Annotated in this window: 14 protein-coding genes and 2 pseudogenes; 15 read left to right on the forward strand and 1 reads right to left on the reverse strand. The window is 39.8% G+C overall.

The features are described from left to right. Positions 1 to 101 precede the first annotated feature (101 nt). A pseudogene (locus tag NFS18_RS17095) lies at positions 102 to 425 on the forward strand (ParA family protein); the annotation flags it as partial. On the opposite strand, the gene NFS18_RS17100 reads toward NFS18_RS17095, so the two are convergent. Further along, entirely contained in the window at positions 394 to 747 is a 354-nt protein-coding gene (locus NFS18_RS17100; protein ID WP_251392484.1) for a hypothetical protein, read from the reverse strand. The pseudogene NFS18_RS17095 and the gene NFS18_RS17100 overlap by 32 nt on opposite strands. A 224-nt stretch (positions 748 to 971) precedes the next feature. On the opposite strand from NFS18_RS17100, the gene NFS18_RS17105 reads away from it, so the two are divergent. From NFS18_RS17105 to NFS18_RS17170, 14 genes and pseudogenes are all read left to right on the forward strand, one after another. Further along, the gene (locus tag NFS18_RS17105; protein ID WP_002594686.1) at positions 972 to 1,307 is read left to right on the forward strand and encodes a helix-turn-helix domain-containing protein; all 336 of its coding nucleotides are present in this window, start codon (positions 972 to 974) and stop codon (positions 1,305 to 1,307) included. 155 nt (positions 1,308 to 1,462) lie between these two features. Beyond that, complete coding sequence (locus NFS18_RS17110; RefSeq protein ID WP_002594687.1) at positions 1,463 to 1,678, forward strand: hypothetical protein; 216 nt, start codon at positions 1,463 to 1,465, stop codon at positions 1,676 to 1,678. Positions 1,679 to 1,864: 186 nt separating this feature from the next. Continuing rightward, a complete protein-coding gene (locus NFS18_RS17115) occupies positions 1,865 to 2,071 on the forward strand; it encodes a helix-turn-helix domain-containing protein (RefSeq protein WP_118374201.1) in 207 nt (68 codons plus the stop codon). Between the two features lie 50 nt (positions 2,072 to 2,121). Next, the gene (locus tag NFS18_RS17120; protein WP_251392485.1) at positions 2,122 to 3,627 is read left to right on the forward strand and encodes a class I SAM-dependent DNA methyltransferase; all 1,506 of its coding nucleotides are present in this window, start codon (positions 2,122 to 2,124) and stop codon (positions 3,625 to 3,627) included. Then, the gene (locus NFS18_RS17125) at positions 3,617 to 4,756 is read left to right on the forward strand and encodes a restriction endonuclease subunit S (protein WP_251392487.1); all 1,140 of its coding nucleotides are present in this window, start codon (positions 3,617 to 3,619) and stop codon (positions 4,754 to 4,756) included. Before NFS18_RS17120 ends, NFS18_RS17125 begins: the two co-directional genes overlap by 11 nt. A 39-nt stretch (positions 4,757 to 4,795) precedes the next feature. Continuing rightward, positions 4,796 to 5,587: a hypothetical protein gene (locus tag NFS18_RS17130; protein WP_251392489.1), complete on the forward strand. Its 792-nt coding sequence runs from the start codon at positions 4,796 to 4,798 to the stop codon at positions 5,585 to 5,587. 17 nt (positions 5,588 to 5,604) lie between these two features. Continuing rightward, positions 5,605 to 8,649, forward strand: a complete 3,045-nt coding sequence (locus NFS18_RS17135) for a type I restriction endonuclease subunit R (protein ID WP_251392490.1) — start codon at positions 5,605 to 5,607, stop codon at positions 8,647 to 8,649. 17 nt (positions 8,650 to 8,666) lie between these two features. After that, complete coding sequence (locus NFS18_RS17140) at positions 8,667 to 10,796, forward strand: AAA family ATPase (protein WP_251392493.1); 2,130 nt, start codon at positions 8,667 to 8,669, stop codon at positions 10,794 to 10,796. A gap of 23 nt (positions 10,797 to 10,819) precedes the next feature. Continuing rightward, positions 10,820 to 11,821, forward strand: a pseudogene (gene mcrC, locus NFS18_RS17145) (5-methylcytosine-specific restriction endonuclease system specificity protein McrC). A gap of 75 nt (positions 11,822 to 11,896) precedes the next feature. After that, positions 11,897 to 13,066, forward strand: a complete 1,170-nt coding sequence (locus tag NFS18_RS17150; protein ID WP_251392494.1) for a hypothetical protein — start codon at positions 11,897 to 11,899, stop codon at positions 13,064 to 13,066. Positions 13,067 to 13,104: 38 nt separating this feature from the next. After that, positions 13,105 to 14,631 carry a Y-family DNA polymerase gene (locus NFS18_RS17155; RefSeq protein WP_251392508.1) on the forward strand — a complete coding sequence of 509 codons (1,527 nt, stop codon included), beginning with the start codon at positions 13,105 to 13,107 and terminating at the stop codon, positions 14,629 to 14,631. Positions 14,632 to 14,885: 254 nt separating this feature from the next. Next, the gene (locus tag NFS18_RS17160) at positions 14,886 to 15,320 is read left to right on the forward strand and encodes a hypothetical protein (protein ID WP_251392496.1); all 435 of its coding nucleotides are present in this window, start codon (positions 14,886 to 14,888) and stop codon (positions 15,318 to 15,320) included. Between the two features lie 18 nt (positions 15,321 to 15,338). Next, positions 15,339 to 16,340: a helix-turn-helix transcriptional regulator gene (locus NFS18_RS17165; RefSeq protein WP_251392499.1), complete on the forward strand. Its 1,002-nt coding sequence runs from the start codon at positions 15,339 to 15,341 to the stop codon at positions 16,338 to 16,340. 240 nt (positions 16,341 to 16,580) lie between these two features. Continuing rightward, a complete protein-coding gene (locus tag NFS18_RS17170) occupies positions 16,581 to 17,348 on the forward strand; it encodes a zinc ribbon domain-containing protein (RefSeq protein ID WP_251392506.1) in 768 nt (255 codons plus the stop codon). Positions 17,349 to 17,531: the final 183 nt, after the last annotated feature.

Consider the following 17,531-nt stretch of genomic DNA (forward strand, 5'->3'; position numbering starts at 1 on the left):
AAAAAGAGTCCATACCCTAAGAATCCGACAAAGTATGGACTCAGCTTTGCATAATAACTTACTTTTCATAACCAACGTTATGTGAAGCTTCACATAACGTTGGCAAGACCACGACTGCCGTAAACTTAGGGATAGGGCTTGCAAACGAGGGAAAGAGGGTGCTGCTTGTGGACGCCGATCCGCAGGGGGACTTGACAACCTCTTTGGGTTGGGCAGACCAGGACAATCTTTCTGTCACGCTGGCAACGCAGATGGAAAAGATTATCCGTGACGAACCGATGGAGGCGGGCGAAGGGATTTTACACCATGACGAGGGTGTAGACCTGATTCCGGCGAATATCGAGCTGTCCGGCATGGATATTACGCTTGTAAACGCCATGAGCAGGGAGTTTACTATGAAGTCCTATCTGAATGAGCTGAATGAATTGCTAATAACTTCTTGATATATCCAGTGTAGCAGGCATAATCTACATAGATGTTGGCGATATATCCCTCGGCAAATTCTATCAGGTCAGCGTCAATTTCAAAGCTATTGGATAGCTCGTAAACGGTCTTGATGAATTTATCCTTGTCAGCAATTCGCTCTTTACTTGGAACACTTCTGCGGTTCTTCTGTATAAATTTCAAAAAATCATCAGCTTCTGAAAAGTCGGGAGTGATTGCGTTGCCAGTTCCCAAATCTGTTTTGTAATCCTCAAATTTTTCTTTTTCAAACCGATTACTGAATATTATCTTTTGTTTGTCCATTCCTTTTACCCCTAAGTTTCTTTTTGGAGATTGTTTGACTTGGCTCTTGGGTTGTGATTTGTCTTTTGCCATTAACAATCGTGAATTACTACTTTTATAGTATAACATAAAAATAGTTGGAAATCATTACTGATAGTTGGTTTGACTTCCTTTTGGTGCGTGTGATTTGAAATCTACTTAACCTATACTATTAGTTATGGAAACACACTAAGGGAGGTGATGTGATGAAGCTCGATACAATCGGCAAGAATATAAGAAAGTTCCGACTTGCGAGGAAATTACGCCAAGAAGATTTGGCTGAGAAAACAGATTTGACAACAAATTATATTGGTATGGTTGAGCGTGGAGAGAAAATTCCGTCACTCGAAACTTTCATAAAGATAGTAAATGCTTTAGGTGTATCATCAGATATGGTTCTTACAGATGTTCTGGAAACGGGATATACAGTCAAGAACTCAATGCTGAATGAGAAGCTTGAAAAACTTGCTCCTGAAGATAGAAACAGAATTTATGAAGTCATAGATACACTTGTGAAGCAGTCAAAGCAAATACTTCCATAAAACACAGAAGTTCGTCCTAATCGACGAGCTTTCTTTTTTTCAGTATAAAAAATTTCTGCTATCGACAAATTTTTCGGGACTTCGACAGAGCAAATATGCTATAACAACAACTGTCAGTGATAGACACATACTAATAGACATAGGAGGAAGTAGAAGTGAACGACATTTTCAGACAAATAGCAAAAGAAAATGGAACAACCGAAAAAGCAGTAAAAGAGGAAATGCAGTTTGCCATTCGGGAAGCAATGAAAAGTGCTGAACCGGAAGCAATAGCTTTTTGGAAAGCAGTTGCACCGGACGGAAAAGAGCCGCCGATAGAAAAGGTCATAGCAATGATTGCATTGAATGTTAATAATAGAATGTATAATTGAGGTGCTTCGGCATCTCTTTTTTATTATTCTTTAAAAGAGTCGTATTAGGTGTTTGTAAAAAGTGACACCTTAGTGTCTGAAAGGTTACATTTCTGTCCGAAATCTTGAAATGCCTGAAAATTTAATATATAATGTTAAATGACTAACTGTAACGAAGAAGAATTATAAGATGAAGAGGTGTTACTGATGAAGATATGCTATAACAAACTTCAAAAACTTATGATTGACAATCAAATGAAAAGACAGGATTTAATGCGTGCAGCCGAAATTACATCATACGCTGCAACGAAGATAAATAAGAATGAGCCAGTATCTCTTGAAGTACTGATGAGGATATGTCAGGTATTTCACTGTGACATCGGAGATATATGCGAAGTTATTTTAGATGAGTAATAAAAAAGTTATGTATTATGGTTTACTTGATTTTATAGGAGGATATGTTAATGGCATCGAGTAATAATGCAAATATCGGATTTGAAAAACAGATTTGGGACGCAGCGTGTGTCCTTTGGGGACATATCCCCGCAGCAGAATACAGAAAGGTTATCGTAGGTCTTATTTTCCTGCGTTACATTTCAAGTGCTTTTGAAAAACGCTATCAGCAGCTTGTTGATGAGGGTGACGGTTTTGAAGATGATAAGGACGCATACGCAGAGGACAATATCTTCTTCGTACCGGAGGACGCTCGTTGGAGCAAGATTGCGTCTGCTGCCCATACACCTGAAATCGGAACTGTCATTGATGACGCAATGAGAGCCATAGAAAAGGAAAACACAACCCTTAAAAATGTGCTTCCTAAAAACTATGCCAGCCCTGATTTGGACAAGCGTGTTTTGGGTGATGTTGTTGACCTGTTCACCAATATGGATATGGGCGATACAGAGGAAAGCAAAGACCTCCTCGGAAGAACTTATGAGTATTGTATTCAGCAGTTTGCTGCATATGAAGGTGTTAAGGGTGGCGAGTTCTATACCCCGGCAAGTATTGTTAAAACAATCGTTGCTATCTTAAAGCCGTTTAAGAACTGCCGTGTATATGACCCTTGCTGCGGTTCGGGCGGTATGTTCGTACAGAGTGCAAAGTTCATTCAGGCACACAGCGGTAAGCGTGGTGAAATCGCTGTTTACGGACAAGAGTCCAATGCTGATACTTGGAAAATGGCTAAAATGAATATGGCTATTCGTGGCATTGACGCAGACTTCGGTGCATATCAAGCAGATACATTCTTCAATGACTTACATAAAACACTGAAAGCAGATTTCATTATGGCAAATCCGCCTTTCAATCTTTCCAACTGGGGACAGGAAAAGCTCAAAGAAGATGTTCGTTGGAAATACGGAACACCGCCTGCCGGCAATGCCAACTATGCGTGGATTCAGCATATGATACACCATCTTGCACCGAATGGAAAAATCGGTCTTGTACTTGCTAACGGTGCGTTGTCCTCTCAGTCCAGCGGCGAGGGAGAAATCAGAAAGAACATTATTCAGGCTGACCTTGTGGAAGGCATCGTCGCTCTGCCGACTCAGCTCTTTTACAGCGTTACCATTCCTGTTACGCTTTGGTTTATTACCAAAAACAAAAAGCAAAAAGGCAAAACCCTGTTTATTGACGCCCGCAAGATGGGTTATATGGTTGACCGTAAGCACAGAGATTTTACTGATGAGGATATTCAAAAGCTTGCAGATACATTTACGGCATTCCAAGAAGGTACGCTTGAAGATGTCAAAGGCTTCTGTGCTGTTGCCGACCTTCAGGAAATCGAAAAGCAGGACTTCATTCTGACACCGGGCAGATATGTGGGTATTGAAGAAGTCGAGGACGACGGCGAACCGTTTGAAGAAAAGATGACCCGTCTTACTTCTGAATTATCGGAGATGTTTGCAAAGTCTCACGAACTGGAGGACGAAATCCGTAAGAAACTGGGGGCGATTGGATATGAAATGTAAGCTTTCTGATATTTGCAGTTTTCGCAAAGGAAAAGTAGAAGTAGAAAGTCTAAATGCGAAAAACTATATATCGACCGAAAATATGTTGCCAAATAAGTGTGGAATTACGGAGGCAAGCTCTTTACCGACTGTTCCTTTAACACAGGAATATAAAAACGGTGATGTCCTTGTTTCTAATATTCGCCCTTATTTCAAAAAAATTTGGCAAGCCCAATATGATGGCGGTTGCTCAAACGATGTATTAGTCTTTGTTCCAAAACCTAATACGGATAAAGATTTCTTGTATTATGTACTTGCGGATGATGATTTCTTTACATATTCTATGGCAACATCAAAGGGAACAAAAATGCCACGAGGAGACAAAACCTCAATAATGCAATACGAAGTTCCTATGATTGATTTGCAGGTGCAAGAGAAAATCGCAAGTGTTTTGAAGGCATTGGACAAGAAAATTGAACTTAATAATGAAATAAACAATAATTTAGAGCAGCAGGCTCAGGCTGTATATTATAAGATGTTTTCTGAGGTAAACGGTGAACCCGTCGAACTATCAGGCATTATTGATGTTAGAGATGGCACTCACGACTCGCCTAAAGCACAAGCGACGGGATACTATCTTATTACTTCAAAACATCTTTTACCATTTGGTGTTGACAAAGCTTCAGCAAACCGCATATCCAAGGCTGATTTTGATAAAATCAACGAACGCAGCCTTGTTGAAACACAGGATATTTTGATGAGTATGATAGGGACTATTGGACTAATATCTTATATTCCATATAAGGCTGTTGACTTCGCCATAAAAAACGTGGCATTGTTCAAAACCTCTCATACTCCTGAACTCGCATATTATTTTCTCTGCTATCTTAAAAGCGAGAAGGCACTACAACATATTGAGAAATGCCTTGCAGGCAGCACTCAAAAATATATCAGTTTAGGTGAATTACGCAAAATGCCTATATATTCGCCAACAGCTGATGAAATACGAGAGTTTAATTACCTTGTAAAGCCAATGTTTGAGGAAATTGTATCTCGTACCTGCGAAAATGCTCTGCTTGCAGAAATGCGTGATACACTATTGTCCAAGCTGATGTCCGGCGAACTCGATGTTTCCGGCATCGACCTCTAAGCCACTAAATTATTGTTTATAAGGATAGGAGGGTTAGAAGTGAATAGGTTTGATAATGAAGATAAGATAATATCTCAATTTCAGGAAGTCAACGACAATGAGGTTATGTTTGCAACTCAGTCTGAGACGATTGAAGCTGTTTATTCCTCAATTCATACAGAAGCCTTATGGAAAAACTGGATAAATAGTTCCGGCAAGTCTGACCCGCCACCTGATTACTATTTGCCAAAAGACAAGCTGATGATGGATGTTATGCGAGTTGACGACCACGCTTTTGTAAATAAAAAGGGAAAAATTCAAAATCCGACAAACGCCGGAGAAAGCAAGCTTTATAAAGAACTTAAAGAAAGCGGCATACAAGAAATCTACCCTAATGCAGAATTTATAGTTAATGCCAAAACACTTTTGCCGTCAGAGCAAGACCATAACTATTTGTTCTACAAGTCAAACTTTGAACGAATAGTTTCCGAACATATAAAAAAGCTTCCGCTTTACCAAAGCAACCACGTCGGTTACAAAACCGTTTTATTCGTTATGGATGAGTCCTCTGCGTATCTTCAATGTGAAAGCAATAAGCCGAATATGGATGAAGTACACGAAGGCGAAATGATAGCAGGAAAGCCGCATTTGTTCTTTTGGGATGAAAACTTTGTAAATGTCTTTTTACATAGCGGTGTTGATTATTTGATTTGGTATGCACCATATAAACTGCTCAGAACTTCACAAGGGATTTTTGAACTTCCTAAGGTTGTGATGTTTGACTGTAAAACCGAAAACTACGATAATTCAATCAAGTATAACGAAGAAAGAATATGCAGCTCCGAGCTGTAAAATAAGGAGAAATGAAAATGCCGGGATTATATACCGAAGCTGATTATGAAAATTCAGTAATCGAGCTTTACAGAAATGATTTGGGATACGAGTACGCATACGGACCCGATATAGAAAGGGACTTTTACAGTCCGTTATATGAGGAAGTTCTGCTTGACTCTCTGTACCGTTTGAACAGAGGGTTACCTGATGATGCCATTCAGGACGCATTATTCAAACTAAGGAATTTTGAAAACGGAGAACTGGTGCAGAAAAACGCCGTGTTTATGGACTATCTGCAAAACGGTATCCCGGTAAGATATTTTGTTGACGGTGAGGAGCGTTCCTCTATCGTCTATCTTGTTGACTACAAAAATCCCGACAATAACTCCTTTATTGTTGCTAACCAATGGACTTTTATTGAGAACAGCAATAAACGCCCCGATGTAATTCTTTTTTTGAACGGCTTGCCGGTTGTATTGGTTGAGTTGAAATCTCCGTCCCGTGAAGAAACGGATGCTTCCGAAGCGTACAGGCAGCTCCGTAACTATATGATTGAGATTCCGTCAATGTTCATTTACAACGCAATTTGTGTAATGAGCGACCAGTTGACCTCCAAAGCGGGTACGATCACCTCCGGTGAAGACCGCTTTATGGAGTGGAAAACAAAAGACGGCGACTACGAAAACACGCAATATGCACAGTTTGATACTTTCTTTGAAGGTATGTTCCAAAAAGAAAGACTGCTTGATATAATCAAAAACTTTATTTGCTTTTCTAACGAGGGTATCAACTCATTTAAGATACTTGCAGGGTATCATCAATACTTTGCGGTCAGAAAAGCGATTGAATCCACAAAACACGCTACCGTTACCGATGGTAAGGGCGGTGTGTTTTGGCACACCCAAGGCAGCGGAAAGTCGCTGTCTATGGTATTCTATGCTCATTTGTTACAAGAAGCGTTGGACAGCCCGACGATTGTTGTTATCACAGACAGAAACGACCTTGACGACCAGCTTTACGGTCAGTTTGCAAAGTGCAAAGACTTTTTAAGGCAAGAGCCAATGCACGCCGAGAGTAGAGAAAACTTGAAATCTCTCCTTGCCGGCAGACAGGCAAATGGTATTATTTTTACCACTATGCAAAAGTTCGAGGAGTCTCACGAAGCGTTATCCGAACGCCACAACATCGTTGTTATGGCAGACGAAGCACACCGTGGACAATATGGACTGACCGAAACCGTGGACGCTAAAACCGGTAGGGTTAAAATCGGTACGGCTCGTGTTATCCGCAACACCTTGCCTAACGCTACATATATCGGCTTTACAGGCACACCTATTTCTTCAAAAGACCGCAGCACCCGTGAGGTATTTGGTGACTATATCGATATTTACGATATGACGCAGGCGGTCGAGGACGGAGCGACACGTCCTGTCTATTACGAAAGCCGTGTAATTAAGCTCAATCTCGATGAAGCAACGTTACGGATGATTGATACCGAGTATGATATTATGTCCGCCAACGCAGACAAAGAAGTTATCGAAAAGAGCAAGCGTGAACTCGGTCAGATGGAAGCAATACTTGGCAACGATAACACTATCAATTCGCTTGTAAGCGATATACTCGACCACTACGAGAACAACAGAGAAAACCTGCTGACAGGTAAAGCAATGATTGTTGCTTACTCTCGTCCTATCGCTATGAAAATTTATAAGCGCATTTTAGAGCTGCGCCCTGCTTGGACAGAAAAGGTGGCGGTTGTAATGACTTCCGGCAACAACGACCCGGAAGAATGGCGTGAGATAATCGGTAATAAGCACCACAAGGACGAGATTGCAAAGAAATTCAAGGACAACAACAGTCTGCTTAAAATCGCAATCGTTGTAGATATGTGGCTCACAGGCTTTGATGTGCCGTCCCTTGCCACTATGTATGTTTATAAGCCTATGTCGGGACATAATCTAATGCAGGCTATTGCCCGTGTAAACCGTGTATTCCGTGACAAAGAGGGCGGTCTTGTTGTTGACTATGTCGGCATTGCAACAGCACTCAAAAAAGCAATGAACGACTATACCGCCCGTGATAAAAAGAATTATGGCGACACCGATGTTGCAAAGGTTGCTTTCCCGAAATTCCAAGAAAAGCTGTCCGTCTGCCGTGATAAGTTCCACGGATTTGATTATTCCAAGTTCCAAACCGGCACAGACCTTGAAAGGTCTAAGACTATCAGCGGTGCTGTCAACTTCATTATGGGCAGAGAAAAAATAGATGATAAGGACTCGTTTGTAAAAGAAGCACTTATGCTTCATCAAGCATTGTCCCTCTGTTCATCTATGGTTGATGAAAGCGACCGTATAGAAGCAGCGTTCTTTGAGGCAGTTCGTGTACTTGTTTTGAGACTTGCAAACACAGGAGTTGGCAAGAAAATATCCCTACCTGAAATGAATGCAAGAATTAACGAACTATTAAAACAGAGTATCAAAAGCGACGGAGTAATAAACCTATTCTCAGATGTTAAAGAAGAATTTTCCCTCTTTGATCCAAAGTTCCTGCAAGAAGTTGCAAATATGAAAGAGAAAAACCTTGCTGTTGAACTTTTGAAAAAGTTGATTGCAGAGCAAGTTTCTGTTTTCCGCAGGACGAATGTGGTTAAGTCTGAAAAGTTCAGTGAGATTATGCAGCGTGCGCTCAATGCGTATTTGAACGGTATGCTGACCAATGAAGAAGTCATTGAAGAAATGCTGAAACTGGCAAAGCAGATTGCGGCAGCACAAAAAGAGGGAGACCAACTCGGACTTACAGCCGATGAGCTTGCATTTTACGATGCCCTCACAAAGCCGCAGGCAATCAAGGACTTCTACGAAAACGACGAACTTATTGCCATTACAAAAGAGCTTGCCGATACACTCCGCAGAAACAAGACGATTGACTGGCAAAAGCGTGAGTCTGCAAGAGCAAAAATGCGTATGCTCATTAAGAAACTTTTGAAAAAGCATAAATATCCGCCGGAGGGTATGGACGATGCAGTTCAAACCGTTATGACTCAGTGCGAACTTTGGACAGATAATATGATGGAAGCGTAGGTTGATGGAGAATGAATATGGACAAGAGATTTCAATGGACAGAATTTTATATGGAGTTGGCTTCTGCCCTACTTCATTACAAAAACAATAGAAGTGACTTGATTGCTAAACTCAAAACTATCTTTGCTGATGCCGGAATGAATTTTCCGTTTAAGGAAAGAGGAAAAGAAGTATATGAGAACATCTGCCCGTTTACCGTTTTCGGCTCGTTTAATAAGGGCATAACAAATGCAAATCGTATTGCTTTGTTGGAACAATTCGCAAAGCAATTTTCGATTAAGGCTGCTGTGCCGACAGAGTTTGACGGTATTCCGGTAGTAATGAATTTAAGTGCGTGGTTCTTTGCGTATAAAGAAAATCGTGGAGAACACGACATAGATAACCTTTGGGATTTGCTTGAAAAAGCAATAGCATATTCCGATGAAGCCTCCACAGATAATAAAAATGCTTTCATTGCTGCCTATGACACAGTTACAAAGCAGAAAATGATTAAGTGGAATATTACGATGGGACTTTATTGGGCAAGACCATATACATTCATCAATTTGGACTCTACCAACAGAGCCTTTATTACGGATGTGGACAATATGCCCCATTATTTCACAACCATATTCTCTGATATAAATAAAGGATTACCCAACGGAAGAAACTATTTGTTTATGTGCGAGCAGGCAAAGAACGCTCTTAATCAGAAAGAATATGAGTATCACAGTTTCCCCGAACTGTCTTATTATGCTTGGAAAAGCAACCAATCGGGCAAAACAGAAGAAACCACGACAACCACAGTTGATTCAAATATAAAAGAAACGAATTATTGGATTTACTCTCCCGGTGACAACGCTTCAATGTGGGACGAGTTCTATAAATCCGGCATAATGGGTATCGGTTGGGACGATGTTACAGACCTTAAAGGATTTTCTTCAAAAGAGGAAATCAAAGAGTATATGAAAAAGGTTTACGACCCAAGTTATTCCTACAAAAACAACGCTCATTGCCTTTGGCAGTTCGCAAATGAAATTAAAGTCGGCGATGTGATTTTCGTCAAAAAAGGAATGCATAAAATTATCGGAAAAGGTATTGTGACTTCCGATTATATCTATGATACGTCAAGAAGCACATACAAGCACATTAGAAAAGTTGATTGGCAAAACAACGGCGAATGGGAACATCCCGGTCAGGCAGTTATGAAAACGCTCACCAACATATCGGCTTACCCAGATTATGTTCAAAAGCTGCTTGCGCTGTTTGCGGAAGATGCTTCTGAGGAAGTATCGGAACAAAAGGAAATCAAGTATCCGTTGTATTCAAAAGATGATTTTCTGAATGAAGTCTATATGGATGAGGATACATATAACACTCTGACGGAATTGCTTGAAGCAAAATACAATGTTATTCTGCAAGGCGCACCCGGTGTCGGAAAGACTTTTGCGGCAAAGAGACTTGCTTACTCTATAATGGGACAGAAAGACACAAGCCGTGTAGCAATGGTACAATTCCATCAAAGCTACTCTTATGAAGATTTCATTCAAGGATACAGACCGTCAAAAGACGGATTTGAGCTTGAAAACGGAACATTCTATAAGTTCTGTAAAGAAGCAGAGGAAGATAATGAACGCCCCTATTTCTTTATCATTGATGAAATCAACCGTGGCAACTTGAGTAAAATTCTCGGTGAACTTATGATGTTAATCGAGAAAGATAAGCGTGGCGAAAAAATCAAACTGCTTTATTCAAACGAATGGTTTACTGTGCCTCAGAATGTCAGAATTATAGGTATGATGAACACCGCTGACAGAAGCCTTGCACTAATGGATTATGCGTTGAGAAGAAGATTTGCTTTCTTTAATTTTGCTCCGGCATTTTCTTCGGAAGGCTTCAAAAATTACTTGGCAGAAAAGAACTCTCCGAAATTAGAGAGCCTGATAACTGCTGTTGAGTCACTTAATAACACCATTTCTTCTGATGAGTCATTGGGAGATGGTTTTAGAATCGGTCACAGCTATTTCTGTACCGATGGAGAAATTACTGATGAATGGCTCAAATCCGTTGTGGAATATGAAGTAATACCGCTTATCAAAGAATATTGGTTTGACGAGCCGACAAAAGTTAGAGATTGGTCTGCAACTTTAAGGAGTGCAATTAAATGATTCGCATACAGAACATATACTATATGCTTTCCTATGCGTTTCAGGTTCTCAATGAAGATGGCTATAAGCAGGTTGCTACCGAAGAATTTGAAAATGCAGCCGAACTATGTGCTGCCATATTGATAAAAGGTGTTTCTTCTCAGCTAAAACGAGGATTGGGCAAAGAGTATATTGTTCAAACGGAGGAATTATCTTCATTAAGGGGGAAAATTGATATTTCTGCTTCGGTAAAAGAGCAAACTATGCTGAGAAAACGCCTTGTCTGCAACTATGATGAGTTTTCGGTCAATTCATATATGAATAGAATTATCCGAACAACAATGGACACGCTTGTAAGAAGCAATATCAGCAAGGATAGAAAAAAGCAACTTCGTAAACTCCTCATTTATTTTGCAGAAGTCGAACCTTTGAATCGTGAGAGCATAAATTGGAAGCTTCAATTTAATAAGAATAATCAAACCTATCAGATGTTGATTTCGATTTGTTATCTGATACTCAAAGGCTTGCTTCAAACAACTTCTGACGGAAGCACAAAGTTAATGGACTTCCTTGATGAGTAGCGTATGTGCAGGCTTTATGAGAAGTTCATTCTTGAATACTACCGTAAGGAACACCCTGAAATTCGGGCGTCAGCGTCTCAAATTCCTTGGGATACCGACGATGATTACAGAGAAATGCTCCCTGTTATGCAAAGCGATATTATGCTTAAAAGCGGAGATAAAACTTTGGTAATTGATGCAAAATACTATGCTCATACCACACAAAGTCAATACAATACAAATACGCTGCATTCTGGAAATTTGTATCAGATATTTACTTATGTGAAAAATCTTGATACAAGCAACTCCGGTAATGTTGCTGGAATGTTATTATATGCCAAAACGGATGAGATTGTGTTGCCAAATAATGATTATAAAATGGGTGGAAATCAAATATCAGTAAAAACACTGGATTTGGACTGTGAATTTGCAGAAATAAAGAGGCAGTTAGATGATATATTACAAAGATATTTTGACTGTTCTTAATTACGGGCAGGATATTCGCAAAATTTACAAGGTCTGTAATGAAACTAAATTAACAGACCGAAAAGAGGTATGAATATGGGCGAAATTGTAAGAATGGATAATGGGAAAGATAATGAGATAATGGCAATGATGAACGATGCATCGTTGTGTCCGCTGTTAGAGGAAACAAAAGTTGGTGTTTCCAATTACACAAAATTACCAGTAACAAGATTGGCAGCTATGGGAACAGCGTTTCAACCATTGACAACTGCTGTGCAAACCGCAGTAACCGGAGCTGGTGGAAGTGGATTGTACTATGTTAATACAGCTGGAAAAACAATGTTTCAGATGAAGGAAACGGGCAATTTTATCGGTTCGCTGAAGACATCAGCAGGTTTAGTTGGCGGAGGACAGGCTCAGATGATGCCGCTTGCTTTTGACCCAACAATGCTATTTATGGCGGCTGCACTTGCGAATATTGATAAAAAACTGGATTCTATAAAAGAAATGCAGCAGGAAATGATGGATTTTCTTGTTCAGAAGGAAAAGGCTGAATTAAAAGGAAATCTTACATTTCTGTATGACGTGTTCAATAATTACAAGTATAACTGGAATAATGAAATGTACAAGAATAGCAATCATACAATGGTGCTTGCCATAAAAAAAGAAGCAGAAGCAAAGATAGTATTTTATCGTGAACAGATAATTGCCAAAGTAAATAAGAAATCTTTGATTCATAGTGACCAGACGGTAAACAAGCAGTTGCAGGCGGTACAAGACCAATTTAAAGATTACCAGCTTGCATTATATACGCTTGCATTCTCCTCATTCCTAGATGTAATGCTTGTGGGAAATTATGACAAAGAGTATTTGTCTGGTATTTCAGAAAAATTGGATGATTATTCGATGAAATACAGAGAACTTTATACGCAGTGCTATGAAGAAATATCTGGATATTCTTCTACTTCCATACAATCCTCTTTGCTGAAAGGATTATCAAAGACAACGAAAGTAGTTGGCAAGATTGTAGAGCGTATACCAGTTTTTGGAGATACGCAGGCTGATGAAACGCTCATTGCAGCAGGGGAAAAGCTTGGCGACATAGGAACAGAAAAAATCCGCAAACAGATGCGGCAGTTGATTGAACGACAGAGTAACTTTGTCCGTCCGTTTATTGATAATATTGATACCGTAAATCGACTGAATAATAATCCAGTGCAGTTATTAGTAGACAAGGACAATCTTTATATTGCGACGATAGCATAATTTACTCAAAGGAATTTTAGAAGGGGGGGCATAGAATGATGACAAAGCAAAAGACCTATATCGCAATCGACCTTAAATCATTCTATGCTTCTGTAGAATGTAAAGAGCGAAATCGTGACCCTTTGACAACAAATCTTGTGGTTGCAGATAAGAGTAGGACAGAGAAAACTATCTGCCTTGCAGTATCTCCGTCGCTGAAAAGCTGCGGAATACCCGGCAGACCACGATTGTTTGAGGTCGTACAAAAGGTAAAAGAAGTTAATAATACACGAAGGTGGAAAGCACCAAATCATACATTTGCGGGTTCGTCTGATGACAGTACAGAATTAAATGCGAATCCAGCATTAGAGATTGATTATATCGTTGCACCACCTCGTATGGCATACTATCTGGAGTACAGTACCAAGATTTACAGTGTTTACTTGAAATACATTGCTCCGGAAGATATTTTCCCTTACTCGATTGATGAAGTATTTATAGATGCAACAAATTATCTGAATACCTATCAGATGACCGCAAGGGAACTTGCCATGACGATGATACAGGATGTTTTGAAAACGACTGGAATCACAGCAACAGCCGGAATCGGCACGAATATGTACTTGTGTAAAATTGCGATGGATATTGTGGCAAAGCATATTGAGCCGGATAAGGATGGTGTGCGAATTGCCGAATTGGATGAAATGTCTTACCGCAGACAGCTATGGAATCACAGACCGCTTACAGATTTCTGGAGAGTAGGGAAAGGTTATGCAAAGAAACTGGAAGAACACGGACTTTTTACTATGGGAGATATTGCAAGGTGTTCCATCGGAAAGCCGAATGAACTGTATAACGAAGAACTGCTCTATAAGCTGTTTGGAATCAATGCGGAACTGCTAATTGACCATGCTTGGGGATATGAACCTTGTACGATGGAGCAGGTCAAAGCCTATAAGCCGGAAACCAACAGTGTGTGCTCAGGGCAGGTACTTCACTGCCCGTATGATTTTGATAAAGCAAAATTAGTTGTAAAAGAAATGACTGACCTTATGGTACTCGATTTAGTAGACAAGGGACTTGTTACTGACCAGATTGTATTGACCATAGGGTATGACATAGAAAATTTGACAGACCCAGACCGAAGCAGAAAATACAAGGGAGATGTCACAATTGACAGATATGGAAGAAGAGTTCCTAAACACGCTCACGGAACAACAAACCTGAAAAGGCAGACATCATCAACAATGCTGATAACCGATGCTGTGATGGAACTGTATGACAGAATCGTGGATAAAAATCTGCTCATCAGAAGAATTAACATTACAGCGAACAGACTTGTAGATGAGAACTCAGCAAAGAAAGAAAATAAATATGAGCAGCTTGACCTTTTTATGGATTATAAGGCAAAAGAGCAGGAGCAAGTCAAAGAAGAAGCGGCTTTAGAGCGTGAAAAGCGTATGCAGCAGACAATGCTTACGATAAAAAAGAAGTTTGGGAAGAATGCCATCTTGAAAGGAATGAATCTTCAGGAGGGAGCGACAGCCAAAGACCGTAATGAACAGATAGGTGGACACAAGGCATAGAAAAATAAAGTATAGGATTAAGGAAACAAAATATGAGATGGATATATGAACTTTCGTGGCTATGGAAGTCAATAGGGATATTTATTCTTATCGTTGCCATATGTGAGTGGTGTGCAGCTTTGATTTACAAAAGAATGAAGAAGCATTACGGAGTGAAAGCTGTAATATGTATTGCATTCGTAGCGGCTATTCTATCTGCCATTTGCATTTTTATGCTCGCACAGACCCCTATGCCACTGTAATGGAGGGCGATTATGGAGAATCAAGACTATCACAGATATGATGATATTATCAATTTGCCAAATCCAACTTCAAAGAAACACCCTCGTATGTCCCTTTATGACAGAGCAGCACAGTTTTCGCCTTTTGCGGCACTTACTGGACACGAAGCAGCTATTAAGGAAACTGCAAGACAGACGGATGAAAAATTGATGCTGAGTGATGAAGTCATAGCAGAATTGAATGAAAAGTTAAATCTGATTGCTGAAACCATCGGTACACAACAAAGGGTTAGAATCACTTATTTCGTACCGGATAATAAAAAGGCTGGGGGAGCATACATTACCTGCTCAGGTTACGTAAAGAAGTTTGATGAATATGAACATACAGTTATTATGGAAGATAAGACAGTCATTCCGATTGAGCAGATAAGTGATATAGATGGAGATATGTTTGGAGATATGTATTAGTAGTTGGAAAGGACAACAATGGAAACAAAGCCAAGGATTTTATACCTACAAAAGATTTTACTGGAAAGAACCGATGAAGAAAATCCTCTTTCCACAACACAGTTAATCAATATATTGAATGATGAATACGGAATATCTGCACATAGAACAACGGTCACAAAAGATATTGCTGCACTTCAGGAGTTTGGAATGGATATTGTTACTATCCATTCTACTCAGAGCAAATACTTTGTAGCCAGTCGTAAGTTTGAATTACCGGAATTGAAACTGCTGATAGATGCAGTAGAATCATCGAAGTTCATTACAAAGAAGAAAAGTGAAACTCTGATTGAGAAGATACATATGATGACTAGTCCGGGGCAGGTGGCAAAGCTGAAGCGTAATAACTATGTGGTCAATCGCATTAAGCCGGATAATGAGCAGATATATTACATCATCGATGCTATAAATGACGCTATCAATGCAGGCAAGCAGATTTCTTTTCAGTATTATGATTATACCGGATTAAAGAAAAAGGTTCTGAAGAATAAGGGCGAAATTTATAAGCTGAGTCCGTATAAACTTCTCTGGTGTGGGGACTATTATTATGTTCTCGGATATTCTGAGAAGAAAAGCAAGGTTATCAATTTCAGGGTAGACCGTATTGCTTTCAAGCCGGAGATACTGGATAAGGATATTATTCCTATGCCTGATGATTTTGATATTGAGAATTACACAAAGGAAGTATTCTTTATGTTCTCAGGCGAAAAAGTCCTTGTAGATTTACGGTGTGATAACAGTCTGATGAAAACAATGGTTGACCGTTTCGGAGAAGATGTGACAACCCTTGCGTATGATATGACTTCTTTCAGGGTACAGACCGAAGTATCAGCCAGCCCGACTTTTTTCGGTTGGGTGTTTGGCTTTAATGGCAAGGTACAGATACTTGCACCGGAAAGTGTAAAAGAACAGTACAGACAGATGATTGCACAAGCCGATGAGGGTATGCAGGACAAAGAAAACAAAGGACAGGAAATCTAACACTTCAAAGCATACGATGTCAAGAAATGGCAGAATCTTCCCGCAAAGCTCGCAGCATGAATATGCCGAGGGCGTGGAGTTTGAAGTTTATCCGTCTGCGGATACAACCGCCCCAAACTATCGTTGTGAAATTTGGGTAGCCGTGAACGAAAAAGCCAAGTAATAAGGACAGCAACTGCGAGTTGCTTGTTTGAGATAATGCGTGAGACTATAATAAAGGTGTAAGGGAGGTACTGCATAATGGATACAAAACAGGTTATACTTGAACTTCGTACTCAAAAGGGAATGTCGCAGGATGAGCTTGCAGAAAAAGTTTTTGTAAGTCGTCAGGCAGTTTCACGTTGGGAAAATGGAGAAACAGTTCCGAATACGGAAACATTGAAATTGCTGTCAAAAGTATTCGATGTTTCCATAAATACACTTTTAGGCTCACCGAGAAAGCTTATTTGTCAATGCTGCGGAATGCCGCTTGAAGATGATGATATTATCGGACACAATCACGATGGTTCTTTCAACGAGGACTATTGTAAGTGGTGTTATGCCGATGGAACATATACTTACAATGATATGGACGATTTGATTGAAGTTTGTGTTAAGAATATGGTAAGCGAGAATTTCACGGAGGAACAAGCCCGTTCTTATATGAAAGAGTTGCTTCCTACTTTGGATTACTGGAAGAAATATGATGAGATTAGTGATAACGGTCAGTTTGAAGAATTCAAGAAAAAGCTAATCAATGAGATTAACGAATTGAATGTTGACGGAATGCCAAAGGTGGAAAAACTGAATGCTCTTGTGGGAAAGTATGTGAATCTTGAGTACCGGCTTCCGAATGGGCAAGCAGCTAAGTTTTTGAATGAGGCAAAGACATATCTGGGCAATCAGCTTGAATGTGAATACGGCGGCGATAGATGTTTCGGCGTTGTTGCAGATATGGATTTTATTCTTATTTGCACTTATGAAGAAGACGGTAAGAATCCGGAACTCGTATTGTATAAGAAAAGATGAGAATAGAGAAAAATAGTAAGCCATTGGAGTTAATGATTTCAGTGCAAGCAAAGAAATTTTGAGGTGTTAGCAATTTGCGACACCTCTTTCTTTTTGCCAAAAAACCTATCCTGAATTATTCACGCTGGCGGTACCAATTATGGAAAAACCCGTATAGTTACTGTGTTTTCAACCGCTTTACAT

The organism is Mediterraneibacter agrestimuris (genome assembly GCF_943193195.1).
GTDB classification, from domain to species: Bacteria; Bacillota; Clostridia; order Lachnospirales; family Lachnospiraceae; genus Schaedlerella; species Schaedlerella agrestimuris.

What these genes read in the sequence shown, in the direction of transcription:
- NFS18_RS17105 (WP_002594686.1), top strand. Translation starts at nt 972, where the DNA reads ATGAAGCTCGATACAATCGGCAAGAATATAAGAAAGTTCCGACTTGCG.
- NFS18_RS17115 (WP_118374201.1), top strand. Translation starts at nt 1,865, where the DNA reads ATGAAGATATGCTATAACAAACTTCAAAAACTTATGATTGACAATCAA.
- NFS18_RS17165 (WP_251392499.1), top strand. Translation starts at nt 15,339, where the DNA reads ATGGAAACAAAGCCAAGGATTTTATACCTACAAAAGATTTTACTGGAA.
- NFS18_RS17135 (WP_251392490.1), top strand. Translation starts at nt 5,605, where the DNA reads ATGCCGGGATTATATACCGAAGCTGATTATGAAAATTCAGTAATCGAG.
- NFS18_RS17150 (WP_251392494.1), top strand. Translation starts at nt 11,897, where the DNA reads ATGGGCGAAATTGTAAGAATGGATAATGGGAAAGATAATGAGATAATG.
- NFS18_RS17120 (WP_251392485.1), top strand. Translation starts at nt 2,122, where the DNA reads ATGGCATCGAGTAATAATGCAAATATCGGATTTGAAAAACAGATTTGG.
- NFS18_RS17160 (WP_251392496.1), top strand. Translation starts at nt 14,886, where the DNA reads ATGGAGAATCAAGACTATCACAGATATGATGATATTATCAATTTGCCA.
- NFS18_RS17100 (WP_251392484.1), bottom strand. Translation starts at nt 747, where the DNA reads ATGGACAAACAAAAGATAATATTCAGTAATCGGTTTGAAAAAGAAAAA.
- NFS18_RS17155 (WP_251392508.1), top strand. Translation starts at nt 13,105, where the DNA reads ATGACAAAGCAAAAGACCTATATCGCAATCGACCTTAAATCATTCTAT.
- NFS18_RS17125 (WP_251392487.1), top strand. Translation starts at nt 3,617, where the DNA reads ATGAAATGTAAGCTTTCTGATATTTGCAGTTTTCGCAAAGGAAAAGTA.
- NFS18_RS17170 (WP_251392506.1), top strand. Translation starts at nt 16,581, where the DNA reads ATGGATACAAAACAGGTTATACTTGAACTTCGTACTCAAAAGGGAATG.
- NFS18_RS17140 (WP_251392493.1), top strand. Translation starts at nt 8,667, where the DNA reads ATGGACAAGAGATTTCAATGGACAGAATTTTATATGGAGTTGGCTTCT.